Below are 17,006 nucleotides of genomic sequence, written 5' to 3'. Positions count from 1 at the left end.
CTATCTCGTTGAAATTGTTAGGGCCGGAATCTTACGATTAAATGCAAAACGACATGGTCGGCAAATCCGGTCCATTCATGCACTTCCCTGAGAAGGTCCGGCACCTCGACCAGCGGATACATTTCCGTGATTTCGGCGTTGAGAGCTTCCGCCGCGGCGGGAACGTCGCTTGCATGTGGCGTCACGATCAGTGTGCCGTCTTCCATTCTGACGCCATCGAGCTTCCCGAAACGGGCTCGCCAAGCCAACCGTTTGAGGTTGACATCCATCATCTGGCGAACTTCCGCGAGCCAAGCCGCACCGTCGCTCGGGACACCGAGGCCGAGTTCATTTTCCTCCTTCAGGGCGACAAAGGCCGGCTTCGGCATGAGATGTTCGTCTATCGGCCGGAATGACCGGCTACCCTCGACCCAGACGTCTCGCGAATTCAGTCGGTCTCGCAAATGCGTAAGCGTCGCGATTTCGTAAAGCCGCCGATCCGGTTTTCCATCCTCGAAGATCAACTTTTTCTCGGTCGCTCCCAGATGGCCGACGGGCACGCGATCCGGCAAGATGCGACGCCCTTCCACATAAAGCATTTTCAGAGTCGCGATCGCCGCGAGCAGCGGATCGTGTCGGCGACGCGAGTGGAACGTGAACGCCTGAAGGAAGGCTCCTGCGAACTTGCGGATATTCCCATGTTGCTCAGCGGCCAGCACCAAAGGCGAAGCGTCGCTGCTTTCCACCATCGCCTCGAGACCAGGCTTGATCTGCAGCAGCCTATGCCAACCGACTTTCCGATTTACCATCTCGATCGCGTCTTCGTCGGCATCATTGGCGGCCTGCAGCGCCAAAATCGTATCAAGGAATAGTCGCAGTGCCTTGGATGTTTCCACGCGGGTGTTCATGTGGCGCTGCTTTTTCCGGTTGTTGACCTGAGAGAACAGCCGGCCCATCAGCTTGATGAACATCATCACCGCGTCGTCGGTAAGCTTCTGGCCGACTTTAATGACCTGCGCAACGATTGTCGCGCGGCGACGGTTGGCGCTGAAGTCACTGGCAAGCCAGGCTGGCGTTGCCTCCCCCTCACGGATCATCTGGTCCCATCTCCCGGAAGGAATGCGAGCCTGTAAACGGGGATCAATCCCCAGCGAGCGCACGAAGGCGATACGCTCCGTCAAGCCGACCAGGTTCCCCGCTCCCGGTGCGTCTGGAGCAGAACGCAGCCAATGATAGCGCGTCTGTCCGATCGCCGGATCAACGCCTAACAGGGCATCTAGGGTTTCGAGCTTTTCCGAATCGAGATCCGAGATCAGCGCGCGCTCAGCGCGACGGCGTGCAATGGCACGCGCTGCCAAGCCCATGCGTTCCATCATGTTCACCGCCGGCAGGAGAACCCGGCGCTCCCGGTACGCGGTAATGATCGCTTTTGCGATCGGCGCTCCCTTATCTGTTGTTGAGGCGGCCTCGATGGCTGCCAGCAACGCCGCACGACGATCATCTGCGGCCGGTGTCCTCATTTCCAGATAACCGAGCAGATGCGCGACGTGGTTCATGCGCGTCTCTTCACGACGGGCATACCACTCGAATGAAGCAGGGTCGGCGCCGATTTGCTCAGCAACATAGTGGAGCATCGCCTTTGGGAGTGCTTCGTTGGCCATGAGCGCGCGGCCGGGATAGCGCATCAGGCAGAGCTGCACCGCAAAGCCAAGCCGATTATGCTCGCGTCGGCGAATCTCGATTTCAAGTCGATCGGCCGGCGATAGGGAATAATGGCGGATCAGGCTGTCTTCGTCGGTTGGAACGTCGAAAAGCTCCTGTCGATCCTGAGGCTTGAGAAGGGTCCGCCGGGCCACCGTTTTACTCCTTACAACATACGCTGGTGGCCAATCCTCTGTACGGAAACGGTCGATTTCGTACAGGGGCAAAACAGCCTGTCCACAAATTATCTTGACATGCTTTTGAACAGGCGGGATATTTCGGACATCCTATTCGGACGAAATTCGACCTATGCCACGCACCTTTGCCTATGTCCGCGTCTCCACGATCGGGCAAACCACCGAAAACCAGATTCAGGAAATCGAAGCCGCCGGCTTTCAGGTCGAGCCGCGCCGGATCGTCACCGAGACGATTTCCGGCAGCACCGCCATTGCGCAGCGCCGCGGCTTTTCCCGGCTTATGGACAAGCTGGAGTCCGGCGACGTTCTAATCGTGACTAAGCTTGATCGCCTCGGCCGCGATGCGATCGACGTCAGCACCACGGTTAAGGCTCTGGCCGAAATGGGCGTGCGCGTCTATTGCCTTGCGCTCGGCGGCGCAGATCTCACCAGCTCGGCCGGCACGATGACCATGACCGTGCTCAACGCCGTCGCCCAGTTCGAGCGCGATTTGCTGATCGAGCGGACGCAATCCGGTCTCAAGCGCGCCAAATCGGAAGGAAAGGCCCTCGGCCGCCCCTCGACGCTCAGCGACAAACAGAAGCAGGATGTGCGCGACGATCTCGCAACTGGGATGAGCGTTTCAGCGATCGCCAGGAAATTCATGACCAGTCGTCAAACCATTATGCGGGTTCGAGACGAGGGTTCACGATCCGTTCGACCTTAGCGCAGGATTTTGAACAGATCTTGTTCCGACCCCTAGAACGGTTTGCTGGGATCGGCGTCGGTTGGCGGCCATAAGCCCGCTCGTTGCTGGCCCAGCACCAAAACTTTTGCAAATGTTATCTCTACTTGCTCATCGCACGACGGTATTGTCCGGGGCCAATTCCATACGTCCGTTTAAAAGCCCTGTTGAATGCCGCCTCGGATTGATACCCCACCCCTTCACCGACTTCCGCCACTGCCGTATGACTCCTCTCCAACTGGACGGCCGCATGAGCCATTCGCAAGTGCAGGAGCAGGTTTGCAGGTGTTGTACCCACCACGTCGCGAAAGACTCTGGCAAAAGTAGCCCTTGACATATGACAAGTCTGTGCAAGCGATTCTAAAGACCATTGCTTTTGAGGCATCTCAAACATGGCATGCACTGCACCCTGAAGCTTTGGCTCGGTGAGAAGCGCGAAAAAACCGTCCACGGAGGAATCTTGCTCGAGCCACGCTCGAATTAGCAGGGCGAATAGCGCAGACGACAGTTGCGCCACCACGGCCGTACCGCCGGGAAGGAGCGTCTCAGCCTCAGCCTTGAGCATTGTCATGACACTCAGCAAGCCTACACAGTCCCGCCGACCCTTCGTACGCACGATTATCACTTCGGGAAAAGAGGCCAGAAAACCACTCGAACCAGAATTGAATATGAATTGACCACACAACAGTTCTGTACGTTCGCCATGACCGTCGTTGGTAATTACCTGTAAGACGCTCTCGTCTTTTGCGTTGCGAAGCGAAGTGGCTGCTCCCGCATCGCCGACATAAAGACGATGAGCAGCGCCATGGGGGAACAGAACAACATCTCCCTCGTAAAGGCGCGTCCCAATACTACCGCCGGAGTCGAGCTTTGCCTGCCCAGCAACGATCAAGTGATAAGGGACGCTGTTGGGCGAAGATGCCCCATTCTCTATTATCCATGGTGCCCCTACTTTGCAATGTAGGTCCAAAACGGTCCGAACGGGGTTAAGCGATAGCAGACGACTTAAAGGATCCATGATCTTACATATTGAGACGAATGAGCAATTAATTGCAGTTTTTGAACATTGATAATCTTCCCCATCCGAGGCATATTCCTTTCAAGCCGACAGACCAACCAAAGTTGGCCTCACAATAACAACCCTGAAAGGATTCGTCATGACACGTTTGAACACAGTGAATATCGCCCAAGCCACTGGGGCATCTGCAGAGATCTTTGCCTCAATTAAGAAGGCAATCGGCGCAGTTCCTAACACTTTCGCGACAGTTGGTACCAATAGCCCGATCGCGCTGCAGGCTTTTCTCAATCTAGACGCGGCCGTGGACAAAGGCAGCCTGAGCAAGAAGGAAACCGAGGTCATCAACCTGGCAGTCAGCGAAGCAGTTGCGTGTGATTACTGCCTCGCGGCCCACACTCTGATTGGCAAGAAGAGCGGTCTAACCGGGGACCAGATCATTGCTGTACGTCACGGTAATCCGTCTGGAGACGAACGTCTCGACGCTCTCGGCAATTTCGCGCGCTCGCTTGTGACCACAACCGGGACCGTCTCCGAGGGAGTCGTTTCTCAAATAAAGGCGGCCGGATACAGTGATGCGCAGATCATTGACGCACTTCTTGCGATCTCTGCCATCACGTTCACAAACCTGGTGAACCGTGTGAACGACACAGTGCTGGATTTTCCTGCTGCAGACTAGAGCACCTATTGATATCCTGATTTAAAGAGCAATCAAGGTCTTGGCGTCGGCGCATTATCGCCGCCGCCAAGACCACTCCTGCGCAGTATCTGAGCTCCCGCGATATTTACCAGCTTCAGAAAGTGGCAGCCATGAGCGGCGTCATAAACCAGTCCTGCGACAGTTGGCGCAGCCAGCCGACGAGCGCAACCGTAGACATTGCAGAATACCGGCCCAGCAGTGCGTCGGCTACGCTCTTGGACTTGGGTCTCCAATCCCTGAAAAGTAAGCGGTGACACGTAGCGCCGTCACAGAACCGCAGGCGCGGGTTGAGCCTGACCGACGGGACGACAAGTTTGAACCAAAGGAATATGGCTCGATTAGACCGCGCCACTTCTCACCCTTCGATCCCTTTCCAGAGGATTACCTTATCGTCACCTGATGACCAGAAGTCTCGAATACGGGCTTCCTCAGTGTAGCCATTTTTGCAATAAAATGTTCTCGTCGGTGAAACTTGCCCGTACCAGAAGTCTCGGCAATTAAAACGCGATCGCCGCGGTGCGACCCGCGACGTGTTGTGATGATCTCCGATGTAACGAACATTGTGATACTCCTTCTCCGTCTTCATGGAACATGCGATCACAGATCAGGTGACCGTAGGCAATGTCAGGTGAAACACGGTTACTTGGCACCGAATATCGACTTCAGTTTTTTTCAGATTCCTCCCAAGGTATCTCAAGCCCCTTGTATGCTAGTTTGAACCTGACAAAGACCGGAAATAAGCGTCCCAAACGGTCAGGGTAAGGTCCGACCATATAGAGGAGCATCGGACATTTCTTCCCGCTACTGGTTGAGGAGTGATGCATGTCTGTTCAGGATTCATCTTACACATCACGCCGCAGTTTGTTGCTCGGCGGCGCAGCCGGTGCGATAGCCGTGAGTATGCCAGAGCTCGGGCGAGCCCAGTCCAACATTTCGCCACGACAGCCTCCAAGCGGAGCGGGATTTCAGCCGGTGAGCACTTTCCAAACCAAGGACGGCACGCAAATCTACTACAAAGACTGGGGCAGGGGGCAGCCCATTGTTTTCAGTCATGGTTGGCCACTGTCCTCTGACGCATTTGAAGATCAGATGTTTTTCCTCGCTAGTAACGGGTACCGTTGCATCGCACACGACCGTCGGGGGCATGGCAGATCCAGTCAGCCTTGGGACGGCAACGATTTATCGACTTACGCAAACGACCTGTCGGAGCTAATGCGGGCGCTCGACGTGGAGGGGGCCGTTCATGTCGGCCACTCTACCGGCGGAGGTGAAGTTGCCCGGTATATTGGCCTTCACGGCTCGGAGAGGGTCGCTAAAGCCGTGCTCATAAGCGCGATCCCGCCTCTGATGCTCAAAACAGATTCCAACCCTGGTGGGATACCCATCGAAAATTTCAACAAACTGCGTGCCGCGGTGCTCTCAGATCGCACTCAGTTATGGAAAGATCTGAGCATCCCCTTTTTCGGAGCCAACAAACCCGGCACTAAAATATCCGAAGGTGTTCTTCAGCAGTTCGTGACGCAGTGCATGATGGCTGGGTTCCCGGCGGCCTATTTGGGCATCGAGGCCTGGTCCGAGACCGACCTAACGGAAGACCTCAAAAAAATTGACGTTCCCGTGTTGGTCCTCCACGGCGATGACGACCAGATCGTTCCAATTTCCATTTCTGCAATTAAATCGTCGAAGCTTATTAAGAATGCCCAGCTGAAGATTTACGAGGGGGGCTCGCATGGAATTCCCACCACTCACAAAAATGAAATCAATAACGATCTGCTAAACTTTATTAACAGCTAAGCAGTGATCAGCAACTTCTTATTGCCTGCGGAGGAAGTCAGCATGAATGAACGGACAACAATGCACCTTTCTCGCCGCGGCTTTTGCACATGCTGCGCAGCGACTGCGGCTTTTGCTGCGACAGGAAATTGGTTGACGCCGTCACAGGCTTTCTCGCAGGCGAGAAATGTCGTGGAAGTGATGAGAGAGCTGGCTGGGGAAATCTGCACAGGGGGGATAAGTGGAATTTCTGCCTGACTTCGGCTTAGATGCCGGGAACAGGAGATACCATGACGAGACGACCGCGCCGGAATCACAGCCCGGCTTTCAAGGCGAAGGTGGCACTTGCCGCCATCCGAGGTGAACAGACGCTGGTGGAATTATCCCAGCAGTTCGATGTGCACGCCAACCAGATCAAACAGTGGAAAGATCAGCTCCTTGAGGGGGCGACGGGCGTTTTCGGCGATGAAGCCAAGGCTGAACCGGCAGGCCCGACCGTGGACGTCAAAACGCTGCATGCTAAGACCTGGCAATTCTGACATTCAACTCGCCATGCTACAGGACTACGGTAGCAATCTGAAAAGGTATCCCGAATGGCAGGAGTACTTCCGGAAACATAAGCCTCCGACACTCGTTGTCTGGGGCAAGAACGATCCGTTTTTCAAGGTCGAAGGTGCCCACGCATATTCACGCGACATGCCCGACACAGAAACCCATCTGTTCGATGCAGGACATTTCGCGCTTGAGGAAGAGGGGTTGAAAATAGCGGAACACATTCTGGAATTTCTCGGGCGGAAAGTTTTTTAACAATTTCAGCTTGCAGCATCTCCGTATTTTGGGTGCGCTAAGTCGATAGGCGCTGTGCATCTCGGGAGCACGCAATGAGGCATTTCGACGCGATATTTATCGGAGCGGGGCAAGCTGCTCCATTTTTAGCTGCTCGGATGGCGGCGGAAGGACGCAAAGTCGCGCTAGTAGAGCGGAAGCATCTGGGAGGAACATGTGTTAACTCCGGATGCATGCCAACTAAAACATTAGTGGCTTCCGCGAGAGCAATCGCTGTCACCAGAAGCGCTGGGGAATATGGCGCTATCTTCGGCGGTCCAATAGACGTGGACCTAAAAGTAGTTAAAGGCCGCGCGCAGACGGTGATAAACAACGGGCAGGCTGGACTTAAAAGGTGGTTTGATAGTGTCGAGACCATGGGAGTCATCTTTGGCCATGCGAGGTTCAATAGCCCCTGCACGATCGTCGTAGGAAGCGAGCTACTCACCGCACCACAAATTCAACAGGGGATAAGTCCCGGCGGCGAATGCGCCGTGCTAACTCGGCCGCACTCATGTAAGCGAGTTCGTCTGACAATGTCGTCGGCGCTCCCTCCGAGACGGTTTTGTTCTTCGGAGTTGCTCCCCCCGCGTCTGCTGATAGAGCTCGAAAGCCGAGAAGAGAAGTTGCCGCCGCGCCACTAGCGCCAAACAATAACGAGCGTCGTGACGCGGTGGGGGAAGTATTATCTTCGTTGTTGGTCATCACACGTCCTTCTCTTAATGTTGTGATGGCGGTGGCTGCCGCCACGATTTCTTCGGAGGAAAACAGATGAATGAATTCGCTTTTTCCCTGCGGCAGATTTTTATGAAGCGCGAGCCAAGTTTCCCTTGTCTTCGCGGTCCATATCCACTTGGAATAGCCCCGATCGACAATAGAGTCCTTGGGCTAGTTCTGAAAAAAAGCTGATGGGAGGGGCGAGGTAACACAATATTACAAAACGCGCTCCGGTCCTCTGACCGGTCTCAACCTGCTTGCCTGCTCGCCTCCGCGTCTCTGCTCTTCATTAGCGACGAAAGTTAAGGCGGGAGTTATCGGAAAAGTTATGCGGCGGGGAAGGTCGTTTCTTCTGCGAGTCGGCGGCATAGGCCTGAAAAGTAAAATTGTTGCGATCTCGGTCTTCGCGAGGGCACACTCCAAGTTCAGTCAGCACAGGTATTTCATTCGAAAAGCCGGCCACGTGGCCGGCTTAGGGATTGCTTGACGGCGGAGCTAAAGGCTCGGCTGCCGTCCCATTATGCGCGGGCTGAACGGAGCGCCCCAAGCGAGTGGTTTGCGATCCAGAGAGAAAGAGCAAGCAGACCCACGTCTTTGAGCAGAAATTGGCCGGGAGCCACGGAGATCGCCGGGAAGCCAAGTTCCTCCACGGTTACGCCAGGGGTCGTCACCATGAAGCTCAGGGTCGTCACGAAAAGCCCTGCTGAGAGCAATCCGCCGACGAGGGAGTATACCGGGTTAAAGAGCCGGGCGGCTATCAGGGCGGCGATGCTGAGTTCAAGGACACCGAGGAGGCTTGAAAACGTCCGTACGCTAAAGAGAGAATAGGTCCAGCTCAACAGTGGATTGTTACTGACAAGGCCCACGAGACCTTCGGCCTCATAGGCGGTGAACTTCATGCCGCCAAACCATGTGTAGATCACGACTATAGAAGCATAGAGGGCCGTGGCAGTAACGGCCTCACCGTAGCGGTCGATAAGGTTGAGCGGGAAAGCGGCACGGGCTTTAGCGCTCGAATAGGTCGCAGCGCTGCGGATATGAACACGAGTCATTGTCTTCTCCTAACTTGTCCGCGGTGGGCGGTCCGCCCATTCGATGCGGGCTAAAGATACCAATCTGTATCTATTTGTTTATCTATACCGATCTGTATCTTTTAGCAAGCCCTCTTGTACGTTTTTTTGTTTTAGGTCTCCTTGAACGACAGCAGAAATGACTTTGTCATCCCTGTAGAGCTAAAGCCAACGCCAGTGCCGCGTCTCTGGGACCCTGATCCGCGGTGTGGCTCCGGGTGCTAAGCGCGTTACTCCTTGCATTTTCACGCGGCCAAACCTAAATAAGATACCGATCTGTCTTTGGAGATGCCGATATGCGACGTTCAGAAATCCCGAACCATTTGGTCGATACAGCCCTTACGCTGTTTAATCGACACGGCTACCACGCGACCGGGATCGACCTCATAATAGCCGAGGCCGGGGTGGCTAAGACGACGCTCTATCGACATTTCGAGACCAAGGAAGACCTTATTTTGGCCGCGCTCGAACGCCGGGACGAGGAAGCTCGAGATGACATGCGTGCTTTTGTCGAACAGCATGCGAGCGATCCGGTTGAGCGCCTACTAGTCACGTTTGATTTTCTGGAGGCCTTTATTTATGACGAGCAGTTCCGGGGCTGCATTTTCGTGAGCGCTGCGGGGGAGCACAAAGATACTGCCAATCCCGTATTCCGCGCGGCTGAAATGCACAAGCGTTTGGTGCTCGCTTATTTCGAAGAACTTGCCCATGCAGCACGGTTTATGGATCCAAAGGGGATCGCGGCAGAAGTAAATTTGCTGCACGAAGGTGCGATCGCCGTCGCGCAGATTACCCGCCTTCCTGAGCCCGCCCGACTGGCCAAGCGCATGGCCGTCCATATGCTTGCTGCGGCGACTCGCTTTCCCCTGGAGCAGGCAATCTGCAAAGACGACGAGGATCGTAAATCGTTAGCATCCTGATCTTATTCTTCACATCGTTACTCTGGCCTGCCGTCTGTGACAATGGGATCCTTCGGCAAACCCGCCGAACATAACCTCAGGCTGACGCGCGCGCTTTATTGAGCCCAACTGCGCCTCCCTGCGCCGTTTTTCCCATCCTTGAAATCAAGACCATGGCTTTGCCGACGACCCAAATTTAGTGATGAGTGCCGTAAGCGTCGCAACCAGCAGAAAATATGCCAGCATGGCTTGCCATGCACCCATAGGAAAACCAATCAAGAGTAACCTCTCGTTACCACCAGGAATCAAAAGCGCACCCACTCCCATGAGAACACCGCCTAGCGTTCTCCTCGCTATGCCACGGAGTGTTGGCCATTTTAGTTTGAACCGACGTCTCCGGATCCGCGCAGATAAAAGACTGCCAATCAGCATGCACACTGAAACTACCGTGCCCGCAATGGGTATCGAAAGAATCGAGCCAACCGACGTCGTTATTGAAAACCAAGGCGCGAACCCTGCCAGAATAGGAGACGCAATCCCGATTGCTCCCATCGATAGCGTCAACCGCCGAAATTTGGGCTTGGACTTGAGTGACACACCGTACCTCAGTGCCAGAATGCCGAACAGTACCAAGGCCAGAACCACGGGTCCTAGCGCCGAGGAAGCGCTAACCGGTGGTTCGTGCGGAACCAGGTCAAAAAGTGAGTCAATGCTTGATACCGCGAAGATCCCGAGGAACGTGAAACCAAAATCGATTTCACCGTTTCCGAGATGCCCGACAGACCCAAACACACAAGCACCGTTCACATACGTGCCGATGCCGAATAATATGGCTGCCGGCACCAGATACGCGAGCGGCGACCAACCTTCTTGCATCGTCGGTAATGTTTCGAGTATTGCGTAGACAAAGGCGGCCCAAACGGCGCATTCCGCCAGCGCAATGAAGCGTGCCGGTCTCTTGTCAAGGATTAACTCTGTCGTGGCGATGACCGTGCAGATAGATCCGTGGTTCATCGCGAAACCCAGAACAAAACCCAGCACCGCGATCGAGACCATTGCCAGCCATATCTCTGTGCTTACGGCCGCGGGGCCTAAGGCTAATAGGTCCACTGGATGTCGCTTTCGGCAAACGGAACCGCGCCTCGATTTCAGATTTGAACGCGTCCGGATTTGAAGGAATTATTACTGTTGCTGTTATTTCCGCTGTCTGCGTCTCGGAGCCGCCCCGCACCTCAACCGAGGAAGCCCGAAGCCGGATAGTAGCTCAATTTATTCTCACAAGCCAGCACGGCCTGCGGCGCGAGCATTAGAAGTCGCACTTTGGTTGGAATTCGCAATTCGCTTTCCTGATAAAGGTTTTTTCAGGAATTCCCCAAGGACCGGCGGTGAAATCGTTGTTACTCTGCGAATTGAGCTCGATCGGTATTCTCCAGATCCGCATTTTTGAACGGCTGTCCCAGAAGGATCGATGAACGAAAACATCTTCGTATCGACGTTCGAACTACGAGATCAGACTGCTCGACAAGCATCAATTGAAGGCCTTGTTAGCGCAGCAATACAAGGGTCCAAAATGGCGAAAATCGCTCTAATCGGTGCATCCGGGCAAGTTGGCTCCCGCATTTTACTAGAACTGTCGGAGCGCGGTCACCTTATTACCGCGATCGCCCGGGACCCTTTGAGAATAGCGCCAATGCCAGGTGTAACCGCCAAGAAAGGTGATATCTTTCGAGAAACCAGTTTAACCCCGCTCCTCGAGGGCCACGACGCCGTGGTCAGTTCGGTACATTTCCTCGACAGCGACGCCTACACCCTGATCGCCTCGGTGCTTGCATCCGGGGTCAAGCGCTATCTGATCGTCGGCGGTGCTGGCAGCCTCTACGTGGAACCCGGCGTGCGGCTTATGGAGACACCAGAGTTCCCCGCGCTTTACAAGCATGAGGCCCAACAGGGCGCAGAATTCCTGGATGTCATCAAAGAAGTTGAAGAGCTTGAGTGGACATTCATTTCTCCTTCGGCAAATTTTTTCGCAGGTAGTCGCACTGGAAAATTTCGGATCGGTGAAAACAGCCTCTTGTCGTCAGCTGAAGGGAGCAGCGTCTCTTATGAGGACTTCGCCGTGGCAATGGTCGACGAAATTGAAAATCCCAGGCACATTAGGAAACGCTTCACTGTGGGTTACTGACCGCCGCCAACCGTGACGATAAAGTCGGACGAGATGACCAGGTCGTTGCCGAAACCGTTGTGGGTCTAGCAGGCCGACCAACGCAAGCCGCGAAGTTTCCGTTCCGGGGGCGGACTCGCTCGAAACCGAAAGACGGCTAGCTTGCCGCCGCGAAGGAGGGAATTTCATGCCTATAGTCACCATCCAAGTAACTAAGGAGGGCTCCGGCTCCGGCCGAAACGCCGTGTCGGCTCAAGAAAAGGCGGCGTTGATTTCCGGCGTCAGCCAACTTCTTCTGGAAGTTCTCCGTAAACCATTGGACTCGACGTTCGTCGTAATCGAGGAAGTCGAGACGGACAACTGGGGCTGGGGCGGTTTGCCACTGGTGGAGTATCGCAAGCGGCATGCAGCGTCCAGCTAACGTTCGGGTACGCTTGCGGAGCCGAGGCGGATCTTCTTGACTGCATTCCAACAGCTACACCTGCCGTCGCATCGCCGCTGGATGAGCTCATTTGAGAGAACATTGCGCTGAAAGCGCTGGCTGATCAACAATAGGGAGCGCAAGCATGGTAACGCGCGGGTTCACTGGCAAGCATCCTGACCCTACTTACGCGGATCGAATTCCGCCTGGTCAACACCTTGTCGAAGATTTTCCAGTTCTAACTGCGGGGCCGACGCCGCGAATAATCCTGGCCAACTGGTCGTTCACGCTAAAGGTAGGTCCTCGGCCTGTAAAGCGCTGGACCTGGGAGGAGTTTAACACCCTGCCACAGACGAAGATGACGCGAGACATCCACTGCGTAACAAAATGGTCGAAACTAAACACTCCGTGGAAAGGCGTTTTAATCGACGACGTCTTTGCTGATGCCGCGATCACGCCGCCAACGCCTTACACTCTTGCACACTCATTTGACGGTTACTCGACAAATGTACCGGTGGCGAGTTTGATTGGCGGAAGGGCAATGATCGCCACCCATTACGAAGGTTTTCCTCTCACGGCGGAACATGGGGGGCCTGCAAGGTTACTCGTTCCTCATCTATACTTCTGGAAATCGGCAAAGTGGATAAATGGCCTTCAATTTACCGAACGCGAAGAGGGGGGGTTTTGGGAACTGCGGGGGTACAATCTGCACGCGGACCCTTGGCAAGAACAACGTTACACGGGCGACTAAAGGTGGCTAGGTCCAATTGGCAACGAGCTGAACTGAAAAGCGTCGATCGTCAAACATCACGCGTGTCGAGCTTTTTATTTAAGCCCAACGAATGGTATCCGTTCAGGGCGGGTCAGCACATCGACATTCGGCTGACCGCTCCGGATGGCTACCAAGCACAACGAAGCTACTCGGTCGCTTCTGCTCCAGAACGGGGTGAATTATATGAGCTGGTGGTCGAACGTCTAGACGACGGAGAGGTATCCGCGTTTTTGCACGATATTGCGGAAATCGGTGACGATATCGAAATGCGCGGCCCCTTTGGAGGACATTTCTCCTGGGACTTCGAAGATGGCGGGCCGCTGCTACTTATAGGAGGTGGATCCGGAGTCGCACCACTGATGTCCATCCTGCGCCACCGCATTGCAGGCGGAGGAGACGAACCCGTGATGCTTATCGCGGCTGCTCGGTCATGGGAGGAGTTTGTTTTCCGAGACGAATTGCTTGCACTAGACACGGCGGTGGGCGAATTCACGCTCTTTCTCAGCCTCTCAAGAGACCTCCCGCGTCGGCCCCAGGATCTGGGGCGACGATTGGATCGAGAATTTCTCAAATCGTGCCTAACTGAGATCGGATCGCCTCCGCGGCTGACGTATGTCTGCGGTTCGAACGTTTTCGTGGAGGCAATAACTGGCTATTTAGTGGACTTGGGGGTCAGGGAAGATTCGATCCGGGCCGAGCGTTTTGGCGGCTAGATGTTGCTGGAGACACCGCAAATTTCGCCCCTCGCAATGATGACGGAGGAGGAATCGGCACGACGCACCTGCCTGCCTAAAAAACCGTCGCGACTTGCAGTAGGACGACTGGATACCCGGAAAGGCGGCGTTACTTCACTACAACGCGCTTATTTTCAGCCCAGACAACGAGTAATATGGTTGTGCCGATACTGTAAATGATCTCGTCTTAAAACGGAGTAGTCAGATGCATTTCAGTACACAGCGCCTTCAATTCCCGGGGTATTCTGGAGCGAAATTGGCTGCTCGCCTTGATATGCCAAAAGGAACATTGAGGGGTTATGCATTATTTGCCCATTGCTTCACCTGCTCCAAGGATCTTGTTGCAGCCCGCCACATAGCAGCCGAACTTGTTCGGGAAGGGCTCGCCGTTATGCGGTTCGATTTCACGGGTTTGGGATCAAGCGAGGGCGAATTCGCATCCACGAATTTTTCATCGAACGTTGCGGATTTAGTCTCCGCCGCGGAATACCTACGAGAAAATTATGCAGCACCCCAGCTCCTGATCGGGCACTCGCTCGGCGGTACAGCAGTGCTGGCTGTGGCAAAGCATATTCCTGAAGTCCGAGCAGTTGCCACCATCGGTGCCCCCGTCGACGTTGGTCACGTGTTGGAGAGCTTCGGAACCAGTTTGCACGAGATCGAAACCAACGGACTGGCTGAAGTCGATCTTGCGGGGCGGAAGTTTGTCATCACAAAGCAGTTTATCGACGACGCTCGTGCCCAGACGATCAAAGAAGCAATCGCTGAGATAAGGAGACCGATCCTGGTACTTCACGCTCCGCTGGATACAACAGTCGGAATCGAAAATGCTGCGCAAATCTTCAATGCCGCCCGTCATCCAAAGAGCTTCGTTTCGCTGGACAGGGCGGACCATCTTTTGACTGACCCGGCGGATTCTGATTTCGCCGGGAGAATGATATCGGGATGGCTAACCCGGTATCTGCCCCTTGATCCGCTGCCAAGTGGAATACCTTTGAAGAATGTGCTTATTTCGGAGACGGGCGATGGGAAATTTCAAAATTTAGTCTTGGCAGGCAGTCATCATATGTTCGCCGACGAGCCCCGAAGTCAGGGTGGGCTGGATTCTGGCCCGTCGCCATATGACTTCCTGTCTATCGCTCTCGGCGCGTGTACGTCTATGACGTTGCGCGTGTACGCGGAATACAAACAGTTGGAGCTTGGCCGCATAAGCGTTGAGGTATCTCACGCAAAAGTTCACTCTCAGGATTGCGAGGATTGCATAGGATCCGAACACACCGGCTCTACGAAGATCGATCGTTTCGAGCGCGTGATCTCCGTGAATGGCGAGGTGTCAGAGGAGCTTCGCGTGAAAATCGCAGAAATCGCTGATAAATGTCCGGTTCACCGCACGCTCGAAGCGAAAGCGAAGGTGGTAACAATAGTGAAATCAGATATCGACTAGAGGCCTAGCGGGATATTGATACCAAGGGAACTCGAGCGATTGAAGCTCCTTCCAGCCCGGTTGTTTCCTCACTTCCTTGACTACAACGGGATCGCCTGGATCGCTAATATTTCGGTCAAGCAAATTGAGTAAAATCTCGTGCCGTCGGCCTTGGTTCCCATTACGACGCAATTTTTCGAAATCGAAGTCATCACAAAAAGCGATTCCTATCACCCGGTTTCCAGTGTTGACCCCATCTCCTTGCTCCGTACCGTTTTGAAAGACGACCATGCACGACCCCGCTCGGGACAGCCCTGCTGGAAACCCAGACTTGAGCTCACGCGTGTTCCGATAATGGCTCGAAATCTTATGCACATTCCTCATTACGGATGGTGACTGGACCGATGACGATCTCGGGGCGCGTGGCGGCCTTGATCGTTAGCTGCTCCGGTGCTGGCGTCTCGATAACCATCGCCGCAAACTCGACCGCGTCTTCCGGCGCTGGCAACACCAGCTTGCCCTGCCGCGCCAGTGTTCGCCAGAACGACTGGTGGTTGGCCTTCAGCCCGTGGCGCTCGGCCACCTCGTTTACCGTCGCACCAGGACGCGGGCTCTCAGATACGATCCGCGCCTTGACCTCGTTAGGCGATTGGCGATGCGCCTACGTCTGCTTCGTCGCGTCGTGAGAACCTCCAACGTACTCTCCATGGAGAAACTCCTTGTCGCTCATCCATGGAATGTCGATCACAGATCAGATGACCGCAGACAATGTGGGGCAGAACACCGGTTACGTTGAGGAAGATTCGGGGTTCGTTTTACACTTGCGATTGACTTCAACACGCCGAATAGAGAAGTTCCATAAATCGCCTTATGTGATTTTTACTAAGATATTGAAATACCTCATATAATGCCAACTCCCTATCACTCGGAGTTTGTGGTAACTTGCCTCTGTCGCCACCGGTCTCGAGAGATTGATGATCCGCTTCCTCACACGATGGCTCGCACATCGCCGGGCAATACGTCGGCGATGGCAGGCTGATGCCAGGCTTCTCTCAAGTTCGGATCCAGCCGGGTCCTACTACGAAGCACAGCGCCGTGCGTTCCATAGCCGGTCCAGTGGTGATCTCGACGAGTTCTGGCACTGGTCGAAAGTCGCCAGTGAGATAGTCCGGATAGAGCCACGCGCGGAGATGGACTTCGCTGTTCTCAAAGCCTTGTCCGATCACGCGAAAGCCGGCCGTCGCTGACTTTTGGGCTGGTCAGACAGATGCTCGGCGACAAATGCTGAGCTGGCTTCCGTGAACGATCTCTGCCGGATACCTCAATTCCCGCCGAAGCAAACCAATCCCGCTCTTTATGGATGGCGTCCTGGGCCAGGCCCGGATCTCCGACGATCAACCCACTATCGGGGTCGGCTAGCAAGCTGCCGCCGCTCCGCCTTCGTCTTCGCGGTGATCGCGACCGGTCCTGGTCCTTTCGAGGAGCCATCGAGCGGGATCGGCCCGCTCCGGACGGAGGTTTCTCACATGGCACAGGATCTTGCACTCGCCCAAAGCCACGCATTTTCGCTTTCCCGCATCCTCATGGTTCCCGTCACCCTGTTCAAATCGGGAGACGAATTCGGCGTCCTTCCGTCCGACGAACTCGATGACGAAGACGATCTTGAGATCGTGCATGAATATTTCCCCCGCGGGTCTCATTGAGACCCGCATGTCCCTGCCGCTGGCGAACTGTCGGCCGCAAGGGAAGCTCCGCCGCGGCCGGTGCAAATCTGCACCTTGATTGCCGCGCCCTTGCCCCCTCCATTCTTCGCGGCGGAATCGAGGATGGCGGCAGGTATGCGGATTGGAAAAGAAGGATGATCGACAAGTGATCGGAAAACAATGAAGAGAGAA

General features: G+C 54.9%; 16 protein-coding genes and 4 pseudogenes. 13 read left to right on the top strand and 7 right to left on the bottom strand.

Annotated elements, in window-relative coordinates:
- Positions 1-56: 56 nt before the first annotated feature.
- Positions 57-1,835, bottom strand: a pseudogene (locus tag ACODTZ_RS34425) (DUF4158 domain-containing protein); the annotation flags it as partial.
- A gap of 154 nt (positions 1,836-1,989) precedes the next feature.
- Here ACODTZ_RS34425 and ACODTZ_RS34420 point away from each other — a divergent pair.
- Positions 1,990-2,583 (top strand): recombinase family protein, encoded by a 594-nt coding sequence (locus ACODTZ_RS34420; protein WP_130521456.1) that lies wholly within the window; start codon positions 1,990-1,992, stop codon positions 2,581-2,583.
- Positions 2,584-2,704: 121 nt separating this feature from the next.
- On the opposite strand, the gene ACODTZ_RS34415 is transcribed toward ACODTZ_RS34420, so the two are convergent.
- Positions 2,705-3,619 carry an AraC family transcriptional regulator gene (locus ACODTZ_RS34415; RefSeq protein WP_312361629.1) on the bottom strand — a complete coding sequence of 305 codons (915 nt, stop codon included), beginning with the start codon at positions 3,617-3,619 and terminating at the stop codon, positions 2,705-2,707.
- A 139-nt stretch (positions 3,620-3,758) separates the two neighbouring features.
- Here ACODTZ_RS34415 and ACODTZ_RS34410 point away from each other — a divergent pair, with 139 nt between their 5' ends.
- The 5 genes and pseudogenes from ACODTZ_RS34410 to ACODTZ_RS34390 all read left to right on the top strand — a co-directional run.
- On the top strand, positions 3,759-4,295 hold the full coding sequence (locus ACODTZ_RS34410; RefSeq protein ID WP_312361628.1) for a carboxymuconolactone decarboxylase family protein: 537 nt from the start codon (positions 3,759-3,761) through the stop codon (positions 4,293-4,295).
- Between the two features lie 843 nt (positions 4,296-5,138).
- Entirely contained in the window at positions 5,139-6,110 is a 972-nt protein-coding gene (locus ACODTZ_RS34405) for an alpha/beta fold hydrolase (protein WP_312361627.1), read from the top strand.
- A 269-nt stretch (positions 6,111-6,379) separates the two neighbouring features.
- A pseudogene (locus ACODTZ_RS34400) lies at positions 6,380-6,613 on the top strand (transposase); the annotation flags it as partial.
- Between the two features lie 28 nt (positions 6,614-6,641).
- Positions 6,642-6,896 (top strand): alpha/beta fold hydrolase, encoded by a 255-nt coding sequence (locus ACODTZ_RS34395; RefSeq protein ID WP_489031630.1) that lies wholly within the window; start codon positions 6,642-6,644, stop codon positions 6,894-6,896.
- A gap of 74 nt (positions 6,897-6,970) precedes the next feature.
- Positions 6,971-7,375, top strand: a pseudogene (locus ACODTZ_RS34390) (FAD-dependent oxidoreductase); the annotation flags it as partial.
- Here the strand turns inward: ACODTZ_RS34390 and ACODTZ_RS34385 are convergent.
- Both ACODTZ_RS34385 and ACODTZ_RS34380 read right to left on the bottom strand, forming a co-directional pair.
- The gene (locus ACODTZ_RS34385; RefSeq protein ID WP_489031635.1) at positions 7,359-7,619 is read right to left on the bottom strand and encodes a hypothetical protein; all 261 of its coding nucleotides are present in this window, start codon (positions 7,617-7,619) and stop codon (positions 7,359-7,361) included. The pseudogene ACODTZ_RS34390 and the gene ACODTZ_RS34385 sit on opposite strands and share 17 nt — an antisense overlap.
- A 530-nt stretch (positions 7,620-8,149) precedes the next feature.
- Positions 8,150-8,683, bottom strand: a complete 534-nt coding sequence (locus tag ACODTZ_RS34380; RefSeq protein ID WP_448744298.1) for a YkgB family protein — start codon at positions 8,681-8,683, stop codon at positions 8,150-8,152.
- A 314-nt stretch (positions 8,684-8,997) separates the two neighbouring features.
- Here ACODTZ_RS34380 and ACODTZ_RS34375 point away from each other — a divergent pair, with 314 nt between their 5' ends.
- Entirely contained in the window at positions 8,998-9,621 is a 624-nt protein-coding gene (locus tag ACODTZ_RS34375; protein ID WP_448744297.1) for a TetR/AcrR family transcriptional regulator, read from the top strand.
- 144 nt (positions 9,622-9,765) lie between these two features.
- Here ACODTZ_RS34375 and ACODTZ_RS34370 read toward each other — a convergent pair whose 3' ends face one another.
- Positions 9,766-10,656 (bottom strand): YeeE/YedE thiosulfate transporter family protein, encoded by an 891-nt coding sequence (locus tag ACODTZ_RS34370; protein ID WP_448744296.1) that lies wholly within the window; start codon positions 10,654-10,656, stop codon positions 9,766-9,768.
- A 514-nt stretch (positions 10,657-11,170) separates the two neighbouring features.
- Here ACODTZ_RS34370 and ACODTZ_RS34365 point away from each other — a divergent pair.
- From ACODTZ_RS34365 to ACODTZ_RS34345, 5 genes are all read left to right on the top strand, one after another.
- Positions 11,171-11,782, top strand: coding sequence for an NAD(P)-dependent oxidoreductase (locus tag ACODTZ_RS34365; RefSeq protein ID WP_448744332.1), 612 nt, complete (start codon positions 11,171-11,173; stop codon positions 11,780-11,782).
- Positions 11,783-11,948: 166 nt separating this feature from the next.
- Positions 11,949-12,182, top strand: coding sequence for a tautomerase family protein (locus ACODTZ_RS34360; RefSeq protein ID WP_448744295.1), 234 nt, complete (start codon positions 11,949-11,951; stop codon positions 12,180-12,182).
- A 145-nt stretch (positions 12,183-12,327) separates the two neighbouring features.
- Positions 12,328-12,933 carry a molybdopterin-dependent oxidoreductase gene (locus ACODTZ_RS34355; protein ID WP_448744294.1) on the top strand — a complete coding sequence of 202 codons (606 nt, stop codon included), beginning with the start codon at positions 12,328-12,330 and terminating at the stop codon, positions 12,931-12,933.
- A 2-nt stretch (positions 12,934-12,935) separates the two neighbouring features.
- Entirely contained in the window at positions 12,936-13,667 is a 732-nt protein-coding gene (locus ACODTZ_RS34350) for an FAD-binding oxidoreductase (RefSeq protein ID WP_448744293.1), read from the top strand.
- 226 nt (positions 13,668-13,893) lie between these two features.
- Positions 13,894-15,132: a bifunctional alpha/beta hydrolase/OsmC family protein gene (locus ACODTZ_RS34345; RefSeq protein WP_448744292.1), complete on the top strand. Its 1,239-nt coding sequence runs from the start codon at positions 13,894-13,896 to the stop codon at positions 15,130-15,132.
- Here ACODTZ_RS34345 and ACODTZ_RS34340 read toward each other — a convergent pair.
- On the bottom strand, positions 15,118-15,402 hold the full coding sequence (locus ACODTZ_RS34340) for a hypothetical protein (protein ID WP_448744291.1): 285 nt from the start codon (positions 15,400-15,402) through the stop codon (positions 15,118-15,120). The genes ACODTZ_RS34345 and ACODTZ_RS34340 overlap by 15 nt on opposite strands.
- Positions 15,403-15,478: 76 nt before the next feature.
- Positions 15,479-15,745: pseudogene (locus ACODTZ_RS34335) on the bottom strand (transposase); the annotation flags it as partial.
- A gap of 892 nt (positions 15,746-16,637) precedes the next feature.
- Between ACODTZ_RS34335 and ACODTZ_RS34330 the strand changes: the two are divergent.
- Positions 16,638-16,814, top strand: a complete 177-nt coding sequence (locus tag ACODTZ_RS34330; RefSeq protein ID WP_018326273.1) for a hypothetical protein — start codon at positions 16,638-16,640, stop codon at positions 16,812-16,814.
- Positions 16,815-17,006 lie beyond the last annotated feature (192 nt).

This window comes from Rhizobium sp. FG113, assembly GCF_057809895.1.
This window is presented reverse-complemented; position numbering and strand designations above follow the sequence as displayed.